Origin of the sequence: Streptomyces sp. NPDC001513, assembly GCF_042894695.1 — a bacterium.
GTDB lineage: Bacteria > Actinomycetota > Actinomycetes > Streptomycetales > Streptomycetaceae > Streptomyces.
Genome location: NZ_JBIAVU010000009.1, coordinates 305382 through 319819, shown reverse-complemented (window position 1 = coordinate 319819; position 14438 = coordinate 305382). Strand labels below are relative to the sequence as shown.

Below are 14438 nucleotides of genomic sequence, written 5' to 3'. Positions count from 1 at the left end.
CCCCTAACCCTTGGCGCGCTGGGCGAGCGCCATGAGGATCTTGACGGTGGGTGTGCCGACCTGGCGGATGCCGGTCAGCCCGGGGTTGAGGTAGCCGGCGTGCGGTGCGGTCGCGGCGGTGAACTCGGGCACGCCGTCCTGCGGGCGGAACCCGCGCTGTACGGCCAGCTCGCGCAGGCGCGGATCGGTGGCGAGGAGGGTGCCCAGCTCCTTGGCCTGCTCGGTGATCGGGACGAAGGTGTGCGCCGTGTTGACGGTGGTGTCGGGGTAGAGCACGACCATGTCGCCGGGGTCCTGGTGCTGGAGCAGCAGGGAGGCCACCTGGGACTCGTACACCAGGATCAGCGGTTCGCCGCTGCCGCTGACGAAGGCCCGGAAGGGGTCGTCGGAGCTCTGTTCGAGGGCGCCCTGGACGGAGATCAGCTTGCGCATCAGCGGTGCGGTGCGCTCGATCCCGGCGTCGTCGGCGACCACGCTGTTGCCGTTCGCGACGTTGGAGGTGGCCGCGAGGAAGAGGGCGCCGGAGTTGGAGGAGGCCGGGTCGGTGGTCTTGATGAACACCGTGCCGGTCAGCTCGGCGTGGGCGGAGGAACCGGGCAGCTGCTGCCAGGTGCGGTCCTCGGCGGCGGCCTTGAGGAAGGGGCCCATGAGCAGGGTCCCGAGGTTCTTGCCGGTCATCTTGGCGAGGTTGTTGTCGGCCAGCACCTTCGCGGCGTTGGGGCGGGCGATGACCACGAGCGGGGAGTAGAAGGGCTTGGTCTCCTGGGCCCCCTTCACCCCTGCGGCGGCCGCGACCTCCTTGGCGGGTTCACTGCTGCCGGGGAAGGCGAAGTCGAACTCCTTGAGGGCGAGTTGGTCCATCGCCCAGGAGCCCGAGGTCTCCGTCTTCACGATGTAGCCCTTGGCGGCAAGGGCCTTGACGACGTCGGGGTCGCGGAAGAATTCGGACTTCTCCGAGCCGATGACGCCACGCACGGTCTTCGTTGCCGTGGTTTCTGGGTGATCCTGCCCCTGGAAGGCGACGACGTAGAGCACGCCGCCGATCAGGAGGAGGCCCAGGACGATTCCTAGGATGCGTCTCACGGGTGCAGCGTGCTCGCGGAAACCCACATTCCGCGACGAGTTGAATGAACGTCAGGTGTCCAGGCGGTCCCACTTCGAAATGCTGTGTGAGCCCGTGGGTGCTGGTGGGCGGGGCGGCCGCCCGGGAGGATCGGGGCATGGGCGTGAGCGCGTTGAAGTGGCAGGGCTGGCTGGTCGGTCTGGTGACCCTGGCCGGGCTGCTGGTGTTCGCCCCGCTGGGCCTGTACGTGTGGGCGAGCGGCGGGGAACCTCCCGGGGCGCCGCCCAGGGCGGCCCTGGAGGACGTACGGGTCACCGGGTGCCGAATCGATCCGGCGAGCCGGCGGGTGGTGGCCTCGGTGGAGGCGGCGGGCCGGGCCGAGGGCGCCGGCGCGTACGTCGTCACGGTGGAGTTCCGGGACGGCGCCGAACCGGACCCGGAGCGCAGGGCCGCCCAGGCGCTGTTGAGGATCCCGGGCGTGGCCCCGGGCGCGACCGAGCACGGGGAGGCGGTCGGTCCGGTGTGGCCGGTGGCGACGGTGCCGTGGTGCGGGGTCGCGGGCGCGGAGTTCGAGCCGCGGACGCCCGACACGCCCTGACGCGTCCCGGCGCGGCCGGCGTGGGGCTCCGTCGGGCTGCGTCACCGGGCCCGCGTCACCGACCTGCGTCACCGGCCCGCGCCGTGCGGCGCGAGCCGGTGTGCGCTCAACGGGTCACTTCACCTTGACGACGACGGTGTTGCACACCTTGTCGGCGAAGGTCTGCTTCTTGGCGTCCCACAGCGGCCACAGCCAGCCGATGTAGCACGGGATGCCGTCCAGGATGTGCGCCAGCTTGCGGACGAAGGCCATGCCGAAGCCGAGGGTCGCGCCGTCGGCCTCCTTGTGGAGGCTGATGCCGACGACCTTCTTGCCGATCGTCTGGCCGGTGGTGCCCTCCTTGTAGAGCTGGAAGAAGAACATGCCGAGGGCGTAGAGCATGCCGATGAGGCCGAGTACGCCGGCCGCCGCGGAGTCGGAGTCCCCGCCGCTGATGGCCGCGCCGATGCCGGCCAGCGCGTACATCGGGCCGGCGATGATCAGCGCGTCGAGCAGGTACGCGCCGACGCGCAGGCCCCAGTGGGCCAGCGGCGGCATGCCCGCACCCGGCATGCCGGGCATGCCCGGCATCCCCGGCTGCTGCGGGTAGCCGTAGCCCGGCGGCGGCGCCTGCTGCGGGTAGCCGTACTGCGGAGCCGCGTCCTGCGGGGGCTGCTGCGGGTAGCCGTACTGCGGGGGGACGCCCTGCGGGGCCTGCTGCGGGTAGCCGGGCTGGCCCTGCGGGGGCTGCTGGCCGTAGGGGTTGTTCGGGTCGCCGAAGCTCATCGGTGATTTCTCTCCAGGCTGCTGAAATGGGGACGAAGCGGCGTGGAGGAGATGGACCATGTGAGCGGCCTCCCCCGTGCTGCCGCGAACTTTCAGCCCTCATCGTGTTCGGAGCGCCGGATTCTGTCCAATTCCCGCCCCTGGCACGGGTCGCGGAACCTGCCGCGGAGCGTGCCGCGCGAGCGCGGTCGACACCGGGATGTGGCACCCGGTCCGGAGCCTCCGCGGCCCCGGACCGGGGCCGTCTAGAGGGCGCCGGCCAGGTCCGAGGACTTCAGGGCGGCGGCGTGCACGTCCATGCGCTCGGCGGCGAGGATCGCGGCGGTGGTGTCGGCGCGGGACGCGGCGACGAGGAGCGCGCGGGCGGCGAGGTCGTGCGCGCGCTGGTGCAGTGCGGCGGTGTCCGCCGCCGAGCGCTGCGGAGCACGTGCGGGCTGGGACCCGCGCAGCCGGCCGACCTGGACGGCGATCTCGGCGGCGGCCCCGTCGAGCCCGAGCTCGTCGGTGACGGCGAGCAGGGCCGCGAGGTGGCCGGCGAGCTGGATGTCCAGCGCTTCGCCGCGGCTGCTGTGCGGGTAGTCGGACGGGGCGGCGCCCATGCGGTGGACGACCGACTTGGTGCGGATCGGCTCGTACATGAGGTGGCCTCCTGCGTGGTCAGGAGACCATCCTACATTGGATTGGTTCTAAAGTTGAGCTGAATCCTGTTGTTGGTCGTGCGTGCCCGCCGTTAGAGCTGGTTGTAGCCGTCGAGGAAGTTGCCGATCCGCGTCACGGCATCGGCCAGATCCGTGGCGTTCGGCAGCGTCACGATCCGGAAGTGGTCGGGCTCGGGCCAGTTGAAGCCCGTACCGTGCACGACCATGATCTTCTCGGCCCGCAGCAGGTCGAGGACCATCTGCCGGTCGTCCTTGATCTTGTAAACGGACGGGTCCAGCCGCGGGAAGGCGTACAGCGCGCCCTTCGGCTTCACGCAGGTGACGCCCGGGATCTGCGTGAGCATGTCGTACGCGACGTTGCGCTGTTCCAGGATCCGCCCGCCGGGCAGGACCAGGTCCTCGATCGACTGCCGGCCGCCGAGCGCGGTGGCCACGGCGTGCTGTGAGGGCATGTTCGCGCACAGGCGCATGTTCGCCAGGACCGTGAGGCCCTCGATGTAGCAGGAGGCGTGCTGCTTCGGGCCGCACACCGCCATCCAGCCGGCCCGGTAGCCGGCGACGCGGTAGTTCTTCGAGAGGCCGTTGAACGTCAGCGTCAGCAGGTCGGGGGCGATGGCGGCGGTGTTGTGGTGCACGGCGCCGTCGTAGAGGATCCGGTCGTAGATCTCGTCCGAGCAGACGACCAGGTTGTGGCGGCGGGCGATGTCCGTCAGCCCGCGCAGCATCTCCTCGTCGTAGACCGCACCCGTCGGGTTGTTCGGGTTGATGATCACGATCGCCTTGGTGCGGTCGGTGACCTTGCGCTCGATGTCGGCGAGGTCCGGCATCCAGTCGGCCTGCTCGTCGCAGCGGTAGTGGACGGCCGTGCCGCCGGCGAGGGAGACGGACGCGGTCCACAGCGGGTAGTCCGGCGCCGGGACCAGCACCTCGTCACCGTCGTCGAGCAGCGCCTGCATCGACATCTGGATCAGCTCGGAGACGCCGTTGCCGAGGTAGATGTCCTCGACGTCCAGGTCGATGCCCTTGGTCTGGTAGTGCTGCATGACCGCGCGGCGCGCGGAGAGCAGCCCCTTCGCGTCGCCGTAACCGTGGGCGTTGCCCAGGTTGCGGAGCATGTCCTCAAGGATCTCCGGCGGGCAGTCGAAGCCGAAGGCCGCGGGGTTGCCGGTGTTGAGCTTGAGGATGCGATGACCTGCTGCTTCGAGCCGCATGGCCTCTTCGAGCACGGGGCCGCGGATCTCGTAGCAGACATTGGCGAGTTTGGTTGACTGGATCACCTGCATGACGGGAGCTTACGGGCCCCGGTGCGGGCTTGACGTGCCTTTTCGAAGACGGACCCGAAGAGCGAAATGTCCCATTTCGGGTAATGGGTGGGTGGTGGTGGGGTCCCCCCTTGGAATCCGGGGCGCGCGCGTGCTCCGACCTGCGGAACGAGTGCGGGCGGGGCTGGCGGGAACGCGGGATGTTGCGCTCGTCACCCCGGTGTACGGGTGAGGACCGAGGGTGACGGGGTACTCCGGCCGGGTGCTCCGGCTGAGTACGTCGGCTGAGTACGCGCACTCATGCGGCGGGGCGGGGCGCCGTGGAGGCTGGGCGCATGAACCGGGGGCGATCTTGATCGTGCTCCCGGTGTTCCTGAACAGCGGCTACTGAGGGGCGCGAGCAGTGGAGTTCGTAGTCGGTGACATGGCGATCACCACGGTCGGCACGGATGGCGACGACCGGGCGATCGAGTTCCTCGTCAGGCCGGAAGGGGCCGCGCAGGAGGGACACTTCGCGATCTTCCGCGAACACGACGAGGGCTGGGAGTCCGCCCGCATCACGATCGCCCCGGAGTCGGCCGCGATCCCGGTGGCGGCGGTCGAATGGGCGGTGGAGTTCGCACGCGAGTACCTGTGAGGCGTTGTCGGTGGCCTCGCCTACCGTTCGGAACATGAAGCCGCTCAGGATCATCGCCGGAGACGCGACGAGCCCCCAGGCCAAGGGGCCCAAGATCATCGCCCACGTCTGCAACGACCTCGGCGGGTGGGGGAAGGGCTTCGTCCTGGCCGTCTCGAAGCGCTGGCCCGAGCCGGAGGCCGCGTACCGGGACTGGCACCGCGGACGCAGCGGAAACGACTTCGGGCTGGGCGCCGTGCAGGTGGTGCGGGTCAAGCCCGACACCTGGGTGGCCAACATGGTCGGGCAGCGCGGGATGCGCACCGGGAGCGGGGGGCCGCCGATCCGCTACGACGCGGTGGAGCGCTGCCTCGACGCGCTGGCCGGGCACGCCGTCGAGCTGGGGGCCGGCGTCCACATGCCGCGCATCGGGTGCGGGCTCGCGGGCGGCAAGTGGCCGCGCATCGAGCCGCTGATCACCGACGCGCTGTGCGCGCGCGACGTGGAAGTGACGGTCTACGACCATGCCTGAGCCCGAGGTGCCCGGGGATCTCCTCGTGGCGAAGGAGCTGGTCTACGACCGCTGCGGCTTCACCTGCTCCCGGCCGGTCGCCGAGGCGGAGAGCGCCGAGTACGGGGCGTACACCTTCACGCTGGACGGCCTGCGCGTCGTCTTCCGCGCGGCCAGGACGACCCCGACGAAGGCCGGGCAGTTCGTCACGCTGTGGAAGCGGTCCGACGGCGGGCCGATCCGGCCCTTCGACGTGGCGGACCCCGTCGACCTGGTCGTCGTCAGCACCCGGGACGCGGACGGCTTCGGACAGTTCGTCCTCTCCCGCGAGGTGCTCCGCGCGCGCGGCATCCTGTCCGTGGACGGGGCCGGCGGCAAGCGCGCCTTCCGGGTCTACCCGCCGTGGGTCGCGGTGGAGAGCCGGCAGGCCCGCGCGACGCAGGCCTGGCAGGCCGGCTGCTTCCTGAACGTGGGCACCGGCGCCGAGGTCGACCTCACCCGCGCCCGGACCCTCCTCCAGCCGTAGCGGCGACGCGCCCGGACGGCGCGGCCCCAAGCCCGAGACTGCGCCCCGCCCCCCGCGCCTCAATCGCCGGCGAGGCTGAAATGGCGCGGCGAGGCCGGGGTGTGCGGCGACTGGAGTGGTGCGGCGTGGCTGGACGGCGCGGCCCAAAGCCCGGGGCTCGGCCCCGCACCCCGCGCCTCAATCGCCGGCGAGGCTGAATTTGTGCGGCGAAGCTGGATTGTGCGGCGCGGCCGGGATCGAACCGGGCCGGTTGGGGCGGGGTCGGGTGTGTGTCGGGGTGATCCCCGCAGGGCGCCGAACGCAACGAGGCCGATCCCTCCGACCCCTCGACACGTTCGGCGTCCGAGGAGACGCCCCGGCGCGCGCCCGGCCCCGGCACAACCGGCCCCACCCGAAGCCCGGCCCGAGCGGCGCAGCCGAGTGGCAGCCGATACGCCACGCCGAGCGATCTTGGAGGATCGATTCGTCCCGTTCCGCCCTCCTAGGGTCGTGCCCGCACGCCCCAGCTCCCATGGAAGGGATTCCCCCCGCATGAAGCTCCGCAACGCCGCGGCCGCCGCCCTGGCCGCGTTCGCCCTGGCCCTGTCGCTGCCCGGATCGGCGATGGCCGCCACCGGCGACTTCTCGTACAAGTACGTCGACGGCCTCGGCCACGAGCAGAAGATCGTGCTGCACGACCCGCACAGCGGCAAGTGCATCAACCTGTACGCCGTCGGCTCCGACGAGGAGCTGCCCGGCTACGGCCCGCACAACCGCACCGACACCCCGGTCATCGTCTACAAGGGGGCGAACTGCGCGGGCTCCGAGTACCGGCTGCGCGCGAACGGCAACCCGGCGCGCGACGACCTCGAAGTGCGCTCGGTGAGGTTCGAGGCCGCGGCCGGCTGATCCGCCAGGCCGGCCCCGTACGCGGATCCGTACGCGCTATCCCTCCAGGATCACCAGAGGGATCTCGCGGGGCCGGGCGGCCCTCTGGTCGTCCTCGAACGGGGGCCAGAGGGCCGTCATCATGTCCCAGTACGTCTCCCGCTCCTCCGGCGTGGCCGTGCGCGCCGTCGCCTTGACCGTGGCCGCGCCGACCTGGAGGCGGACCTCCGGGTGGTCGGTGAGGTTCAGGTACCAGTGGGGGTGGTCCGGGGCGCCGTACCCGGCGGCCAGGACGACGAAACGGCCCGCGTCCTCGCCGTAGATCAGCGGGGTGCGGACGGTGCGTCCGGAGCGGCGGTCCACCGTGGTGAGCAGCAGGGTGGGGACGCCGTGCCACAGGTGCCCGTCGGCGCCCGCGGTGGTCACGTACGCGCGGACGTGGTCGAGGCGTGGGCCGGGTCGCGGGTCCGTGGGGTGTTCCCAGTCGACATCGAGTGCGTGCATTTACCTGTCCTTAGGGTCGTGGCCCCCTGGCGGCTAACGAGCATTAACGATTCTGGATGCGCACGACCCGTAGCGCACCCTTGCAGGTCTGGACCAAGCTCGTCGCATGGATCTGGAGCTGAGGCACCTCAAGATCGTCAGGGCCGTCGCCGACGCCGGGAGTCTGACCCGGGCCGCCACCGCCCTCGGCCTCGCGCAGCCCGCGCTCAGCACGCAGCTGAAGCGCATCGAGCGGGCCCTGGGCGGGACGCTGTTCGTGCGCGGCCGGGAGGGCGTACGGGCCACCCCGCTCGGGGAGCTCGTACTGGAGCGGGCGCGGGTGCTGCTGCCCGCCGTGTGCGAGCTGCAGGAGGAGGCCCGGCGGTTCGCCCGGCAGGGGGCGCACGGCCACCGGCTCGGCGGAACGCACGGCCCGCTGCTCGGCGGGCTCGTGGACCGGCTCGCGCGCGCGGAACCCGGGGTGCCGGTGACCACGTACACCTCCTGGTCCGAGCGGGAGGTCGCCGGGAGCGTCGCCGACGGGCGGCTCGACTTCGCGCTGGTCGGGGTCTGCGGGGAGAGCGCGCCGCCCGAGCCGGGGCGGCTCGCCTGGATGGAGGTGGCGCGGGATCCGGTGCACGTGATGCTGGCCGAGGACCATCCGCTGGCCCTCGCCCCGCGCGACGAGGTCGACCTGGCCGAGCTGGCCGCCGAGGCGTGGGCGGACGTGCCGGGGGACGGGTGCTTCGGGGACTGCTTCGCCGCGGCGTGCGTACGGGCCGGGTTCACGCCCGCCTGCGTCTACGAGACGGACACGGCGTCGTGCGTGCACCTTGTCCAGGTGGGGCGGGCGGTCGGGCTGTGCCGGGCGACGTTCCCGGCGACCCGGGGGGTGGTCACGCGGCCGCTGGCCGGGACGCCGCTGGTGTGGCGGCACCTGCTGGGCTGGCACCCCGCCGGGCGGGCTGCCGGGCGGGCCGCGGAGGTGCTGGGGCTGGCGCGGGCTGCGCATGCGGAGGCGTTGGCTAGGGCCGGGGGCCTGCGGCCCGCGCTGCCGTGGTCTGCGGCGTAGTCCGCCCCCGCGGCCGCGGCTCCGCTGCCGGGGCTCCGCCCCGGACCCCGCGCCTCAAACGCCGGCGGGGCTGGATTTGGCGGGGCCGGGGCTGGATGGTGGGGGGTGGGATGAGTGTGAAGGGCGTGCGGACGCCCCCGGCGGCGCCGGGGGTGTCGGGGCAGCCTTGGCGCGGATTGCCTACGGCAGGTAGCGCTCGATGACCTGCGGGCCCTCCTTCTCGATCAGCTCGCGTGCCTTCGCGACCCGCTCCGGAGTCGGGTCGTGGCCGGTCACCATTACGAGGTCCTCGGGGTCGTACGGCCGTTCCCCGCCCGTGAAGAGGCGGTCCGACCGTGTGGGCTGCTCGTCGGGTTCACTGACCATCGCGTACCTCCTACGGTTCCCCCGGATTCCCGTTCCCCTGGCCCCATAGTCCGACCGCCGGCCCATGAACGCACTTCGGCGCCCGCCGCGCCGCGGGCATAACACCGGGGGAGGGGCCAACCGGCAGCTCCCGCACGACGGTTCGGATTTCTACGGTTTCCGCAGACGCCCCCGGAAACCGAGGAGATCCCCCATGCTCAAGCGACACGCCCGCACGGCGTGTACCGCCCTGGCCGCCGCCGGGCTGCTGCTGGCCGGGACGGGCGGCGCCACCGCCGACTCCGGCCCCGCGGCTCCCTCGGCGGCTACCACCCTGCGCACCGCCGACGCCCCGCCCGAGCTGCTCGCCGCCATGCAGCGCGACCTCGGCCTGACCCCCACGCAGGCCAAGGCCCGACTGGCGCACGAGGCCGAGGCGGGGGCCACCGCCGCCCGGCTGCGGGACCGGCTCGGTGCGGCCTTCGCCGGGGCCTGGGTGGACGGGGCCGACGCCGCCACCCTCACCGTCGCCACCACCCGCGCCGCCGACACCGCCGCGATACGGGCCACCGGCGCCAAGGCACGGCTCGTCACCCGCGCCCTGGCCGACCTGGACTCCGCCAAGGCGGCCCTGGACCGGGCGGCCACCACCGGGACCCCCGTGCGGTACGTCGACCCGCGCTCCAACACCCTGGTCGTCGAGGAGGCCGAGTCGGGCGCGGCGGCGCGGCTGCTGGCCGCCACCGGGACCGACGCGGCCCTGGTCACGGTGGTCCGTACGGCCGAGGCCCCGCGTCCCCTCTACGACCTGCGCGGCGGGGACGCCTACTACATGAACGGCAGCGGCCGCTGCTCCGTCGGTTTCCCGGTCACCAAGGGGACCGTGAACGGCTTCGCCACCGCCGGGCACTGCGGCCGCGCCGGCACGACCACCAGCGGCTTCAACCAGGTCGCGCAGGGCTCCTTCCAGGCCTCGGTCTTCCCCGGCAACGACATGGCCTGGGTGGCCGCCAACACCCAGTGGACCTCCACCCCGTACGTGAAGGGCAGCGGGGGTGCGAACGTGCAGGTCACGGGCTCGGTTCTGCAGCCGGTCGGGGCCTCGGTATGCCGTTCCGGCTCGACCACCGGCTGGCACTGCGGCACCATCCAGCAGCACGGCACCAGCGTCACCTACCCCGAGGGCACCATCTCCGGGGTGACCCGTACGACGGTCTGCGCCGAGCCGGGCGACTCCGGCGGCTCCTACATCTCCGGGAGCCAGGCGCAGGGCGTGACCTCGGGCGGCTCCGGCAACTGCTCCAGCGGCGGGACCACCTTCTTCCAGCCGCTGAACCCGATCCTGTCGGCGTACGGACTGACCCTCAAGGTCACCGGCAGCGACCCGGGCCCCGGCCCCGGCCCCGGTGAGCCCGAGCCGGGCGGCACCTGGAAGGCGGGCACCGTCTACGCGGCCGGCGCCACCGTCACCCACGGCGGTGCGAGCTACCGCTGCATCCAGGGCCACCAGGCGCAGCCGGGCTGGGAGCCGCCGAACGTCCCGGCCCTCTGGCAGCGCCTGTAGCAACGAGAGCGCGCGTGCCGGTGCCGTGGCTGCCAAGGGGGGAGTCACGGCACCCCCGCGCGCCCGGGGCGGGGTCAGACGAGGACCGCGGCCAGGGTGCCGAGCGCACCGAGCACGGTCAGCAGGCCGCAGATCGCGAGGTTCACCGTCCGGTGCTCCCAGAAGACCGCGACGAACTCCCGGATGGTGGCGCTCGGCCAGTAGTACTTCGCGGTGGGGGAGCCCAGCACCTGCCCGTTGACGCCGGTCTTGCGCGCCAGCATCGCGGCCCGGAAGGCGTGGAAGTTGTTGGTGACCACCACGCACCGGTAGGCCGGATCGTGCGCCTCCATGAGCTCCTTGCTGAAGCGCATGTTCTCCTCGGTCGTCGTGGACCGGTCCTCCAGTGCGATGTGCTCCGCCGGCACGCCCTCCGCGATCAGCCAGTCCGCCATCGCCCGCGCCTCCGCGACCTTCTCGTCCGAGCCCTTGCCGCCCGAGACGAGCAGCACCGGCGGCCGGCCGCTGCGGGCCAGCTGGCCCTCGTAGATCTGTTGCCCCTTGCGCAGGCGCGAGGCCAGCAGCGGCGGCACGCGGTCCCCGCCGATCAGGCCCGAGCCGAGCATGACCACGTGGTCGACGTCGCCGCGCACCTTGATCCGCCCGTAGAGGAAGGCGTAGCCGAGGAAGCAGAAGAAGACGAAGGAGACGTAGCCGGCCACCACGGTGAGCGTTCCGGCGATGCCGCCCAGGACGGGGGAGCCGACCACGCCGACGAGGATCAGCAGGGCGATCAGCGCGAAGATCGCGAGGCCCGCGAGCATCGACAGCAGGTTGGCCGGCCGCAGGCCCTCCTTGCGGACCATCGTCACGCCGTTGCGGACGAGGAAGACGCCCAGCGCCAGGATGCCGAACACGGGTGAGGCGAAGGCGAGTACGACGACCGTGACGGCCGCCCAGGTGGGCAGCTTGCCCACCTGGAGGAACAGCGCGGAGCAGGCGCTGAGGAAGGTCAGTCCCAGCAGTACGGCGTTGCTGAAGCGGCGCCGGTCCTGCCGGACGCTTATGCAGAACGCGAGGAAAAGCAGGGCGGCGAGGGCGAAGGCGACCATGCCGCCCATCGTAGGCGTCCGGCCTATCGAAGATCGCGGGCTGTGCGGCGCACCGAACGCCCGGCCAGCACGTCCGTCCGGCGCCCGTCGCGCAGGACGAACCTCCCGTCGATCAGGACGTGCGGGATGCCCGTCGGCAGCACCCGCGGCCGCTCGTAGGTGGACCCGGCCGCGACCGTGTCGGGGTCGAAAAGGACGAGGTCGGCGCGGTGGCCCACCCGGACCAGGCCGCGGTCGGGCAGGCGCAGGCGCGCCGCGGGGCGGCCGGCCAGGTGCGCCACGCACTCCTCCAGGGAGAGCAGGCCGAGTTCGCGCACGTAGTGGCCGAGGTAGTGCGGGAAGGTGCCGTAGGCGCGCGGGTGCGGTTTCGCGCCCTGCAGGATGCCGTCGGAGCCGCCGGTGTGGACGCGGTGGCGCATGATCGCCCGGACGTTCTCCTCGTGGCCGACGTGCTGGAGGACGGTCGGCGCGAGGCGGTCGTCCAGCAGCAGCCGGCGGGCGGTCTCCCATCCGTCCAGGCGCGTGCCGACGTACGCGGCGAGGGCGGGATCGGCGACGCCCGAGATCTCGACCGTCGACCAGTCGACGGGGACCCCGTGGCAGCCGTCCGCGCCCTCCACCTCCAGCGCGTGGCGGATCCGCCCGGCCTCGGCGTCGTCGCGCAGCCGGGCCAGGACCGCCTCCGGTCCGCCCTCGTTCGCCCAACTGGGCAGGAGCGCCACGAGGGTGGTGCAGCCGGGCGTGTACGGGTAGCTGTCGAGGGTGATGTCGGCGCCGTCGGCCAGGGCCGCGTCGAGCAGGGCGAGCAGCTCGGGTGCGCGGCCCTCGTTCTCGCCGAAGTTCATGGTGGCGTGGGCCAGGTGCAGGGCGCAGCCGGCCTCCCGGGTCAGCGCGACCATCTCGGCGTACGCGGCCAGCGCGCCGTGGCCGTACGAGCGGTGGTGCGGGCAGTAGTAGCCGCCGTACTCCGCCACCACCCGGCACAGTTCGGTCAGTTCGGCGCCGGAGGCGTACATGCCGGGGGTGTAGGTGAGGCCGGAGGACATGCCGACGGCGCCCTCGGCCAGGCCGTCGGCGACGAGCCGGCGCATCCGGTCCAGCTCGGCCCCGGTCGCGGGGCGGTCGTCCCAGCCGAGGACGTGGGCGCGGACGGTGCCCTGCGGGACGAGGTAGGCGGCGTTGACGGCGATGCCCTCGCCGCCGAAACCGCGGTCCAGGCGGTCGAGGTAGCCGCCGACCGTGCGCCAGTCGAAGTCGATGTCGTCCCCGGGGCCGTTCCACCCCGCGATGGCGGCCCGCACCTCGCCCAGGGTCCGGTCGTCGGCCGGCGCGTACGACAGGCCGTCCTGGCCGAGGACTTCGAGGGTGACGCCCTGGGCGGCCTTCGCGCTGTGGTCCGGATCGCGGAGCAGGGCGAGGTCGCTGTGGGCGTGCATGTCGACGAAGCCGGGCGCGAGGGCCAGGCCGTGCGCGTCGAGCGTCCGGCGGCCCCCGGGGAGCGAGCCGATCCCGGCGATCCGGCCCTCGTGGACGCCGACGTCCGCGGTGTACGAGGGCCCGCCCGTGCCGTCGACGACGCGGGCCCCCCGGATGACCAGGTCCACCGGTCCGTTCCTAGAAGAAGGTGCGGACGTAGTCGGTGACGGTGCCGTCGGCCTCCACGACCGGGATCAGCGGCCACTTCTCGAAGATCGTGCAGGGGTGGGACATGCCGAGGGCCACCCAGTCGCCGACCTGCACGTCGTCGGCCGAGTCGGTCTCCAGCCAGGCGTGCTGGTCGGACAGTTTGACCACGCGGATGCCGGTGGCGGGGCGTTCGACGCCGGTGAGGGCGTCGCGGACCAGCTCGGCCTCGGGCAGCCCCAGGTCGTAGGCGATGTCGCGCTTGCCCGCGTTGACGAAGGCCTGGGTGGGGGAGGGCCGGGAGACGACCTGGGTCCACAGCCGGAACGCGGGGCGCAGGCCGCCCTCTTCCGGGTGCCGGTTGAAGGGGGTGAGGCGGGTGTACCAGCCGTGGTCGTGGGAGACGTACGCACCGGAGCGGAGCAGCTTCAGGGTGGGGCGGGACAGCTCCGGGAGCTCGGCGAAGACGTCGGCGACCGCGTCGAACCAGGCGGAGCCGCCGGCGCTGACGACGATCTCCTCCAGGTCGGCGGCGAACCGGCCCGCCTTGTCGAACTCGACGGCCAGGGCGGTGAGCCGGCGCAGGTACGCGTGGACGCGGTCCGGGTCGGCTTCGGGCACCTCGGCCTCGTAGCCGCCCATGCCGACCAGCCGCAGGGTGGCGGTGGCGGCGACCGCGTCGGCGACGGCGCGGCAGTCCTCCTCGGTACGGGCCCCGGTGCGGGCGTCCTCGCCGGCGCCGAGCTCGACGACGACGTCGACGACGGCGGGCGCGTCGCGCAGGGCCCGGTCCATGAGGTGGACCCCGCGCACGGAGTCGACGTAGCAGACGAAGCGGAAGTCGGGGTCGGCGGCGAGCTCGCCGGCGACCCAGCGCAGGGCGGCCGGATCGACGAGCTCGTTGGCGAGGAAGATCCGCTGGATGCCGAAGGCGCGGTAGACGCGGGCCTGGTGGGGGACGGCCGCGGTGATGCCCCACGCGCCGTGGTCCAGCTGACGGCGGAAGAGCTGCGGGGCCATGCAGGTCTTGCCGTGCGGGGCGAAGGCCAGGTCGTGGCGGGCGGCGTAGGCGCCGAGCGCGGCGAGGTTGTGCTCCAGCGCGTCGGCGTCGAGGGTCAGGACGGGCGTGGTGAAGCCGCCGGTGTGGAGGTCCCGTCGCTGGGCGGCGAGCTGCCCGACGGTGAGGCCCTGCGTCTGGGCGTCCGGCGGGAGTCCCTTGAACCGGTGGTCGACCGGTTCGTCGGCGAGGTCCTGGACGGGGTCGCTGGCGCTGGCCATGCGGGTGCCTCCCGGGGGTTGCGTGGTGTGCAACGGTCGTTGCGTATGCCGCTGCATGCTGTCTAACATCCCGGATGACGACGGGTCAACGCGCGCGGCCGCGTCACGGCAGCGA

Annotated in this window: 16 protein-coding genes; 7 read left to right on the top strand and 9 right to left on the bottom strand. The window is 72.8% G+C overall.

What is annotated here, in order from left to right; genetic code table 11:
- Positions 1-3: 3 nt before the first annotated feature.
- Positions 4-1083 carry a substrate-binding domain-containing protein gene (locus ACFYZ4_RS22160; RefSeq protein WP_390784621.1) on the bottom strand — a complete coding sequence of 360 codons (1080 nt, stop codon included), beginning with the start codon at positions 1081-1083 and terminating at the stop codon, positions 4-6.
- Between the two features lie 143 nt (positions 1084-1226).
- Here ACFYZ4_RS22160 and ACFYZ4_RS22155 point away from each other — a divergent pair, with 143 nt between their 5' ends.
- A complete protein-coding gene (locus tag ACFYZ4_RS22155; protein WP_351289575.1) occupies positions 1227-1661 on the top strand; it encodes a hypothetical protein in 435 nt (144 codons plus the stop codon).
- A 114-nt stretch (positions 1662-1775) separates the two neighbouring features.
- On the opposite strand, the gene ACFYZ4_RS22150 is transcribed toward ACFYZ4_RS22155, so the two are convergent.
- From ACFYZ4_RS22150 to ACFYZ4_RS22140, 3 genes are all read right to left on the bottom strand, one after another.
- A complete protein-coding gene (locus ACFYZ4_RS22150; RefSeq protein WP_351289574.1) occupies positions 1776-2426 on the bottom strand; it encodes an RDD family protein in 651 nt (216 codons plus the stop codon).
- A gap of 245 nt (positions 2427-2671) precedes the next feature.
- Positions 2672-3064: a hypothetical protein gene (locus ACFYZ4_RS22145; protein WP_351289573.1), complete on the bottom strand. Its 393-nt coding sequence runs from the start codon at positions 3062-3064 to the stop codon at positions 2672-2674.
- Positions 3065-3156: 92 nt separating this feature from the next.
- The gene (locus ACFYZ4_RS22140; protein ID WP_351583799.1) at positions 3157-4368 is read right to left on the bottom strand and encodes a pyridoxal phosphate-dependent aminotransferase; all 1212 of its coding nucleotides are present in this window, start codon (positions 4366-4368) and stop codon (positions 3157-3159) included.
- Positions 4369-4750: 382 nt separating this feature from the next.
- Here ACFYZ4_RS22140 and ACFYZ4_RS22135 point away from each other — a divergent pair, with 382 nt between their 5' ends.
- The 4 genes from ACFYZ4_RS22135 (at position 4751) to ACFYZ4_RS22120 (ending at position 6888) form a co-directional block, all read left to right on the top strand.
- A complete protein-coding gene (locus ACFYZ4_RS22135; protein WP_351289571.1) occupies positions 4751-4984 on the top strand; it encodes a hypothetical protein in 234 nt (77 codons plus the stop codon).
- Between the two features lie 34 nt (positions 4985-5018).
- Positions 5019-5495: a macro domain-containing protein gene (locus ACFYZ4_RS22130; protein WP_351289570.1), complete on the top strand. Its 477-nt coding sequence runs from the start codon at positions 5019-5021 to the stop codon at positions 5493-5495.
- On the top strand, positions 5488-6000 hold the full coding sequence (locus ACFYZ4_RS22125; protein ID WP_390784620.1) for a MepB family protein: 513 nt from the start codon (positions 5488-5490) through the stop codon (positions 5998-6000). Before ACFYZ4_RS22130 ends, ACFYZ4_RS22125 begins: the two co-directional genes overlap by 8 nt.
- 531 nt (positions 6001-6531) lie before the next feature.
- Positions 6532-6888: a hypothetical protein gene (locus ACFYZ4_RS22120; protein WP_351304912.1), complete on the top strand. Its 357-nt coding sequence runs from the start codon at positions 6532-6534 to the stop codon at positions 6886-6888.
- Between the two features lie 36 nt (positions 6889-6924).
- On the opposite strand, the gene ACFYZ4_RS22115 is transcribed toward ACFYZ4_RS22120, so the two are convergent.
- Complete coding sequence (locus ACFYZ4_RS22115) at positions 6925-7371, bottom strand: nitroreductase/quinone reductase family protein (protein ID WP_351304910.1); 447 nt, start codon at positions 7369-7371, stop codon at positions 6925-6927.
- Positions 7372-7477: 106 nt separating this feature from the next.
- On the opposite strand from ACFYZ4_RS22115, the gene ACFYZ4_RS22110 reads away from it, so the two are divergent.
- On the top strand, positions 7478-8422 hold the full coding sequence (locus ACFYZ4_RS22110) for a LysR family transcriptional regulator (protein WP_390784619.1): 945 nt from the start codon (positions 7478-7480) through the stop codon (positions 8420-8422).
- 180 nt (positions 8423-8602) lie between these two features.
- Here the strand turns inward: ACFYZ4_RS22110 and ACFYZ4_RS22105 are convergent, their stop codons facing one another.
- Positions 8603-8788 carry a hypothetical protein gene (locus tag ACFYZ4_RS22105; protein ID WP_319731346.1) on the bottom strand — a complete coding sequence of 62 codons (186 nt, stop codon included), beginning with the start codon at positions 8786-8788 and terminating at the stop codon, positions 8603-8605.
- Positions 8789-8981: 193 nt separating this feature from the next.
- Here ACFYZ4_RS22105 and ACFYZ4_RS22100 point away from each other — a divergent pair, with 193 nt between their 5' ends.
- Positions 8982-10331 carry a carbohydrate-binding protein gene (locus ACFYZ4_RS22100; protein WP_351297655.1) on the top strand — a complete coding sequence of 450 codons (1350 nt, stop codon included), beginning with the start codon at positions 8982-8984 and terminating at the stop codon, positions 10329-10331.
- Positions 10332-10405: 74 nt separating this feature from the next.
- Here the strand turns inward: ACFYZ4_RS22100 and ACFYZ4_RS22095 are convergent, their stop codons facing one another.
- The 3 genes from ACFYZ4_RS22095 to ACFYZ4_RS22085 are packed head-to-tail and all read right to left on the bottom strand — an operon-like array spanning position 10406 to position 14323.
- Positions 10406-11422: a YdcF family protein gene (locus tag ACFYZ4_RS22095; RefSeq protein WP_351297658.1), complete on the bottom strand. Its 1017-nt coding sequence runs from the start codon at positions 11420-11422 to the stop codon at positions 10406-10408.
- Positions 11423-11445: 23 nt separating this feature from the next.
- Entirely contained in the window at positions 11446-13026 is a 1581-nt protein-coding gene (locus tag ACFYZ4_RS22090; protein WP_390784618.1) for an amidohydrolase family protein, read from the bottom strand.
- Positions 13027-13036: 10 nt separating this feature from the next.
- Complete coding sequence (locus ACFYZ4_RS22085; RefSeq protein WP_351297664.1) at positions 13037-14323, bottom strand: alanine racemase; 1287 nt, start codon at positions 14321-14323, stop codon at positions 13037-13039.
- Positions 14324-14438: the final 115 nt, after the last annotated feature.

Excerpts from the sequence above, each read along its gene's own strand:
- ACFYZ4_RS22115 (WP_351304910.1), bottom strand. The coding sequence starts at position 7,371 with ATGCACGCACTCGATGTCGACTGGGAACACCCCACGGACCCGCGACCC.
- ACFYZ4_RS22100 (WP_351297655.1), top strand. The coding sequence starts at position 8,982 with ATGCTCAAGCGACACGCCCGCACGGCGTGTACCGCCCTGGCCGCCGCC.
- ACFYZ4_RS22120 (WP_351304912.1), top strand. The coding sequence starts at position 6,532 with ATGAAGCTCCGCAACGCCGCGGCCGCCGCCCTGGCCGCGTTCGCCCTG.
- ACFYZ4_RS22140 (WP_351583799.1), bottom strand. The coding sequence starts at position 4,368 with ATGCAGGTGATCCAGTCAACCAAACTCGCCAATGTCTGCTACGAGATC.
- ACFYZ4_RS22150 (WP_351289574.1), bottom strand. The coding sequence starts at position 2,426 with ATGAGCTTCGGCGACCCGAACAACCCCTACGGCCAGCAGCCCCCGCAG.
- ACFYZ4_RS22110 (WP_390784619.1), top strand. The coding sequence starts at position 7,478 with ATGGATCTGGAGCTGAGGCACCTCAAGATCGTCAGGGCCGTCGCCGAC.
- ACFYZ4_RS22130 (WP_351289570.1), top strand. The coding sequence starts at position 5,019 with ATGAAGCCGCTCAGGATCATCGCCGGAGACGCGACGAGCCCCCAGGCC.
- ACFYZ4_RS22085 (WP_351297664.1), bottom strand. The coding sequence starts at position 14,323 with ATGGCCAGCGCCAGCGACCCCGTCCAGGACCTCGCCGACGAACCGGTC.
- ACFYZ4_RS22095 (WP_351297658.1), bottom strand. The coding sequence starts at position 11,422 with ATGGTCGCCTTCGCCCTCGCCGCCCTGCTTTTCCTCGCGTTCTGCATA.
- ACFYZ4_RS22145 (WP_351289573.1), bottom strand. The coding sequence starts at position 3,064 with ATGTACGAGCCGATCCGCACCAAGTCGGTCGTCCACCGCATGGGCGCC.
- ACFYZ4_RS22125 (WP_390784620.1), top strand. The coding sequence starts at position 5,488 with ATGCCTGAGCCCGAGGTGCCCGGGGATCTCCTCGTGGCGAAGGAGCTG.
- ACFYZ4_RS22105 (WP_319731346.1), bottom strand. The coding sequence starts at position 8,788 with ATGGTCAGTGAACCCGACGAGCAGCCCACACGGTCGGACCGCCTCTTC.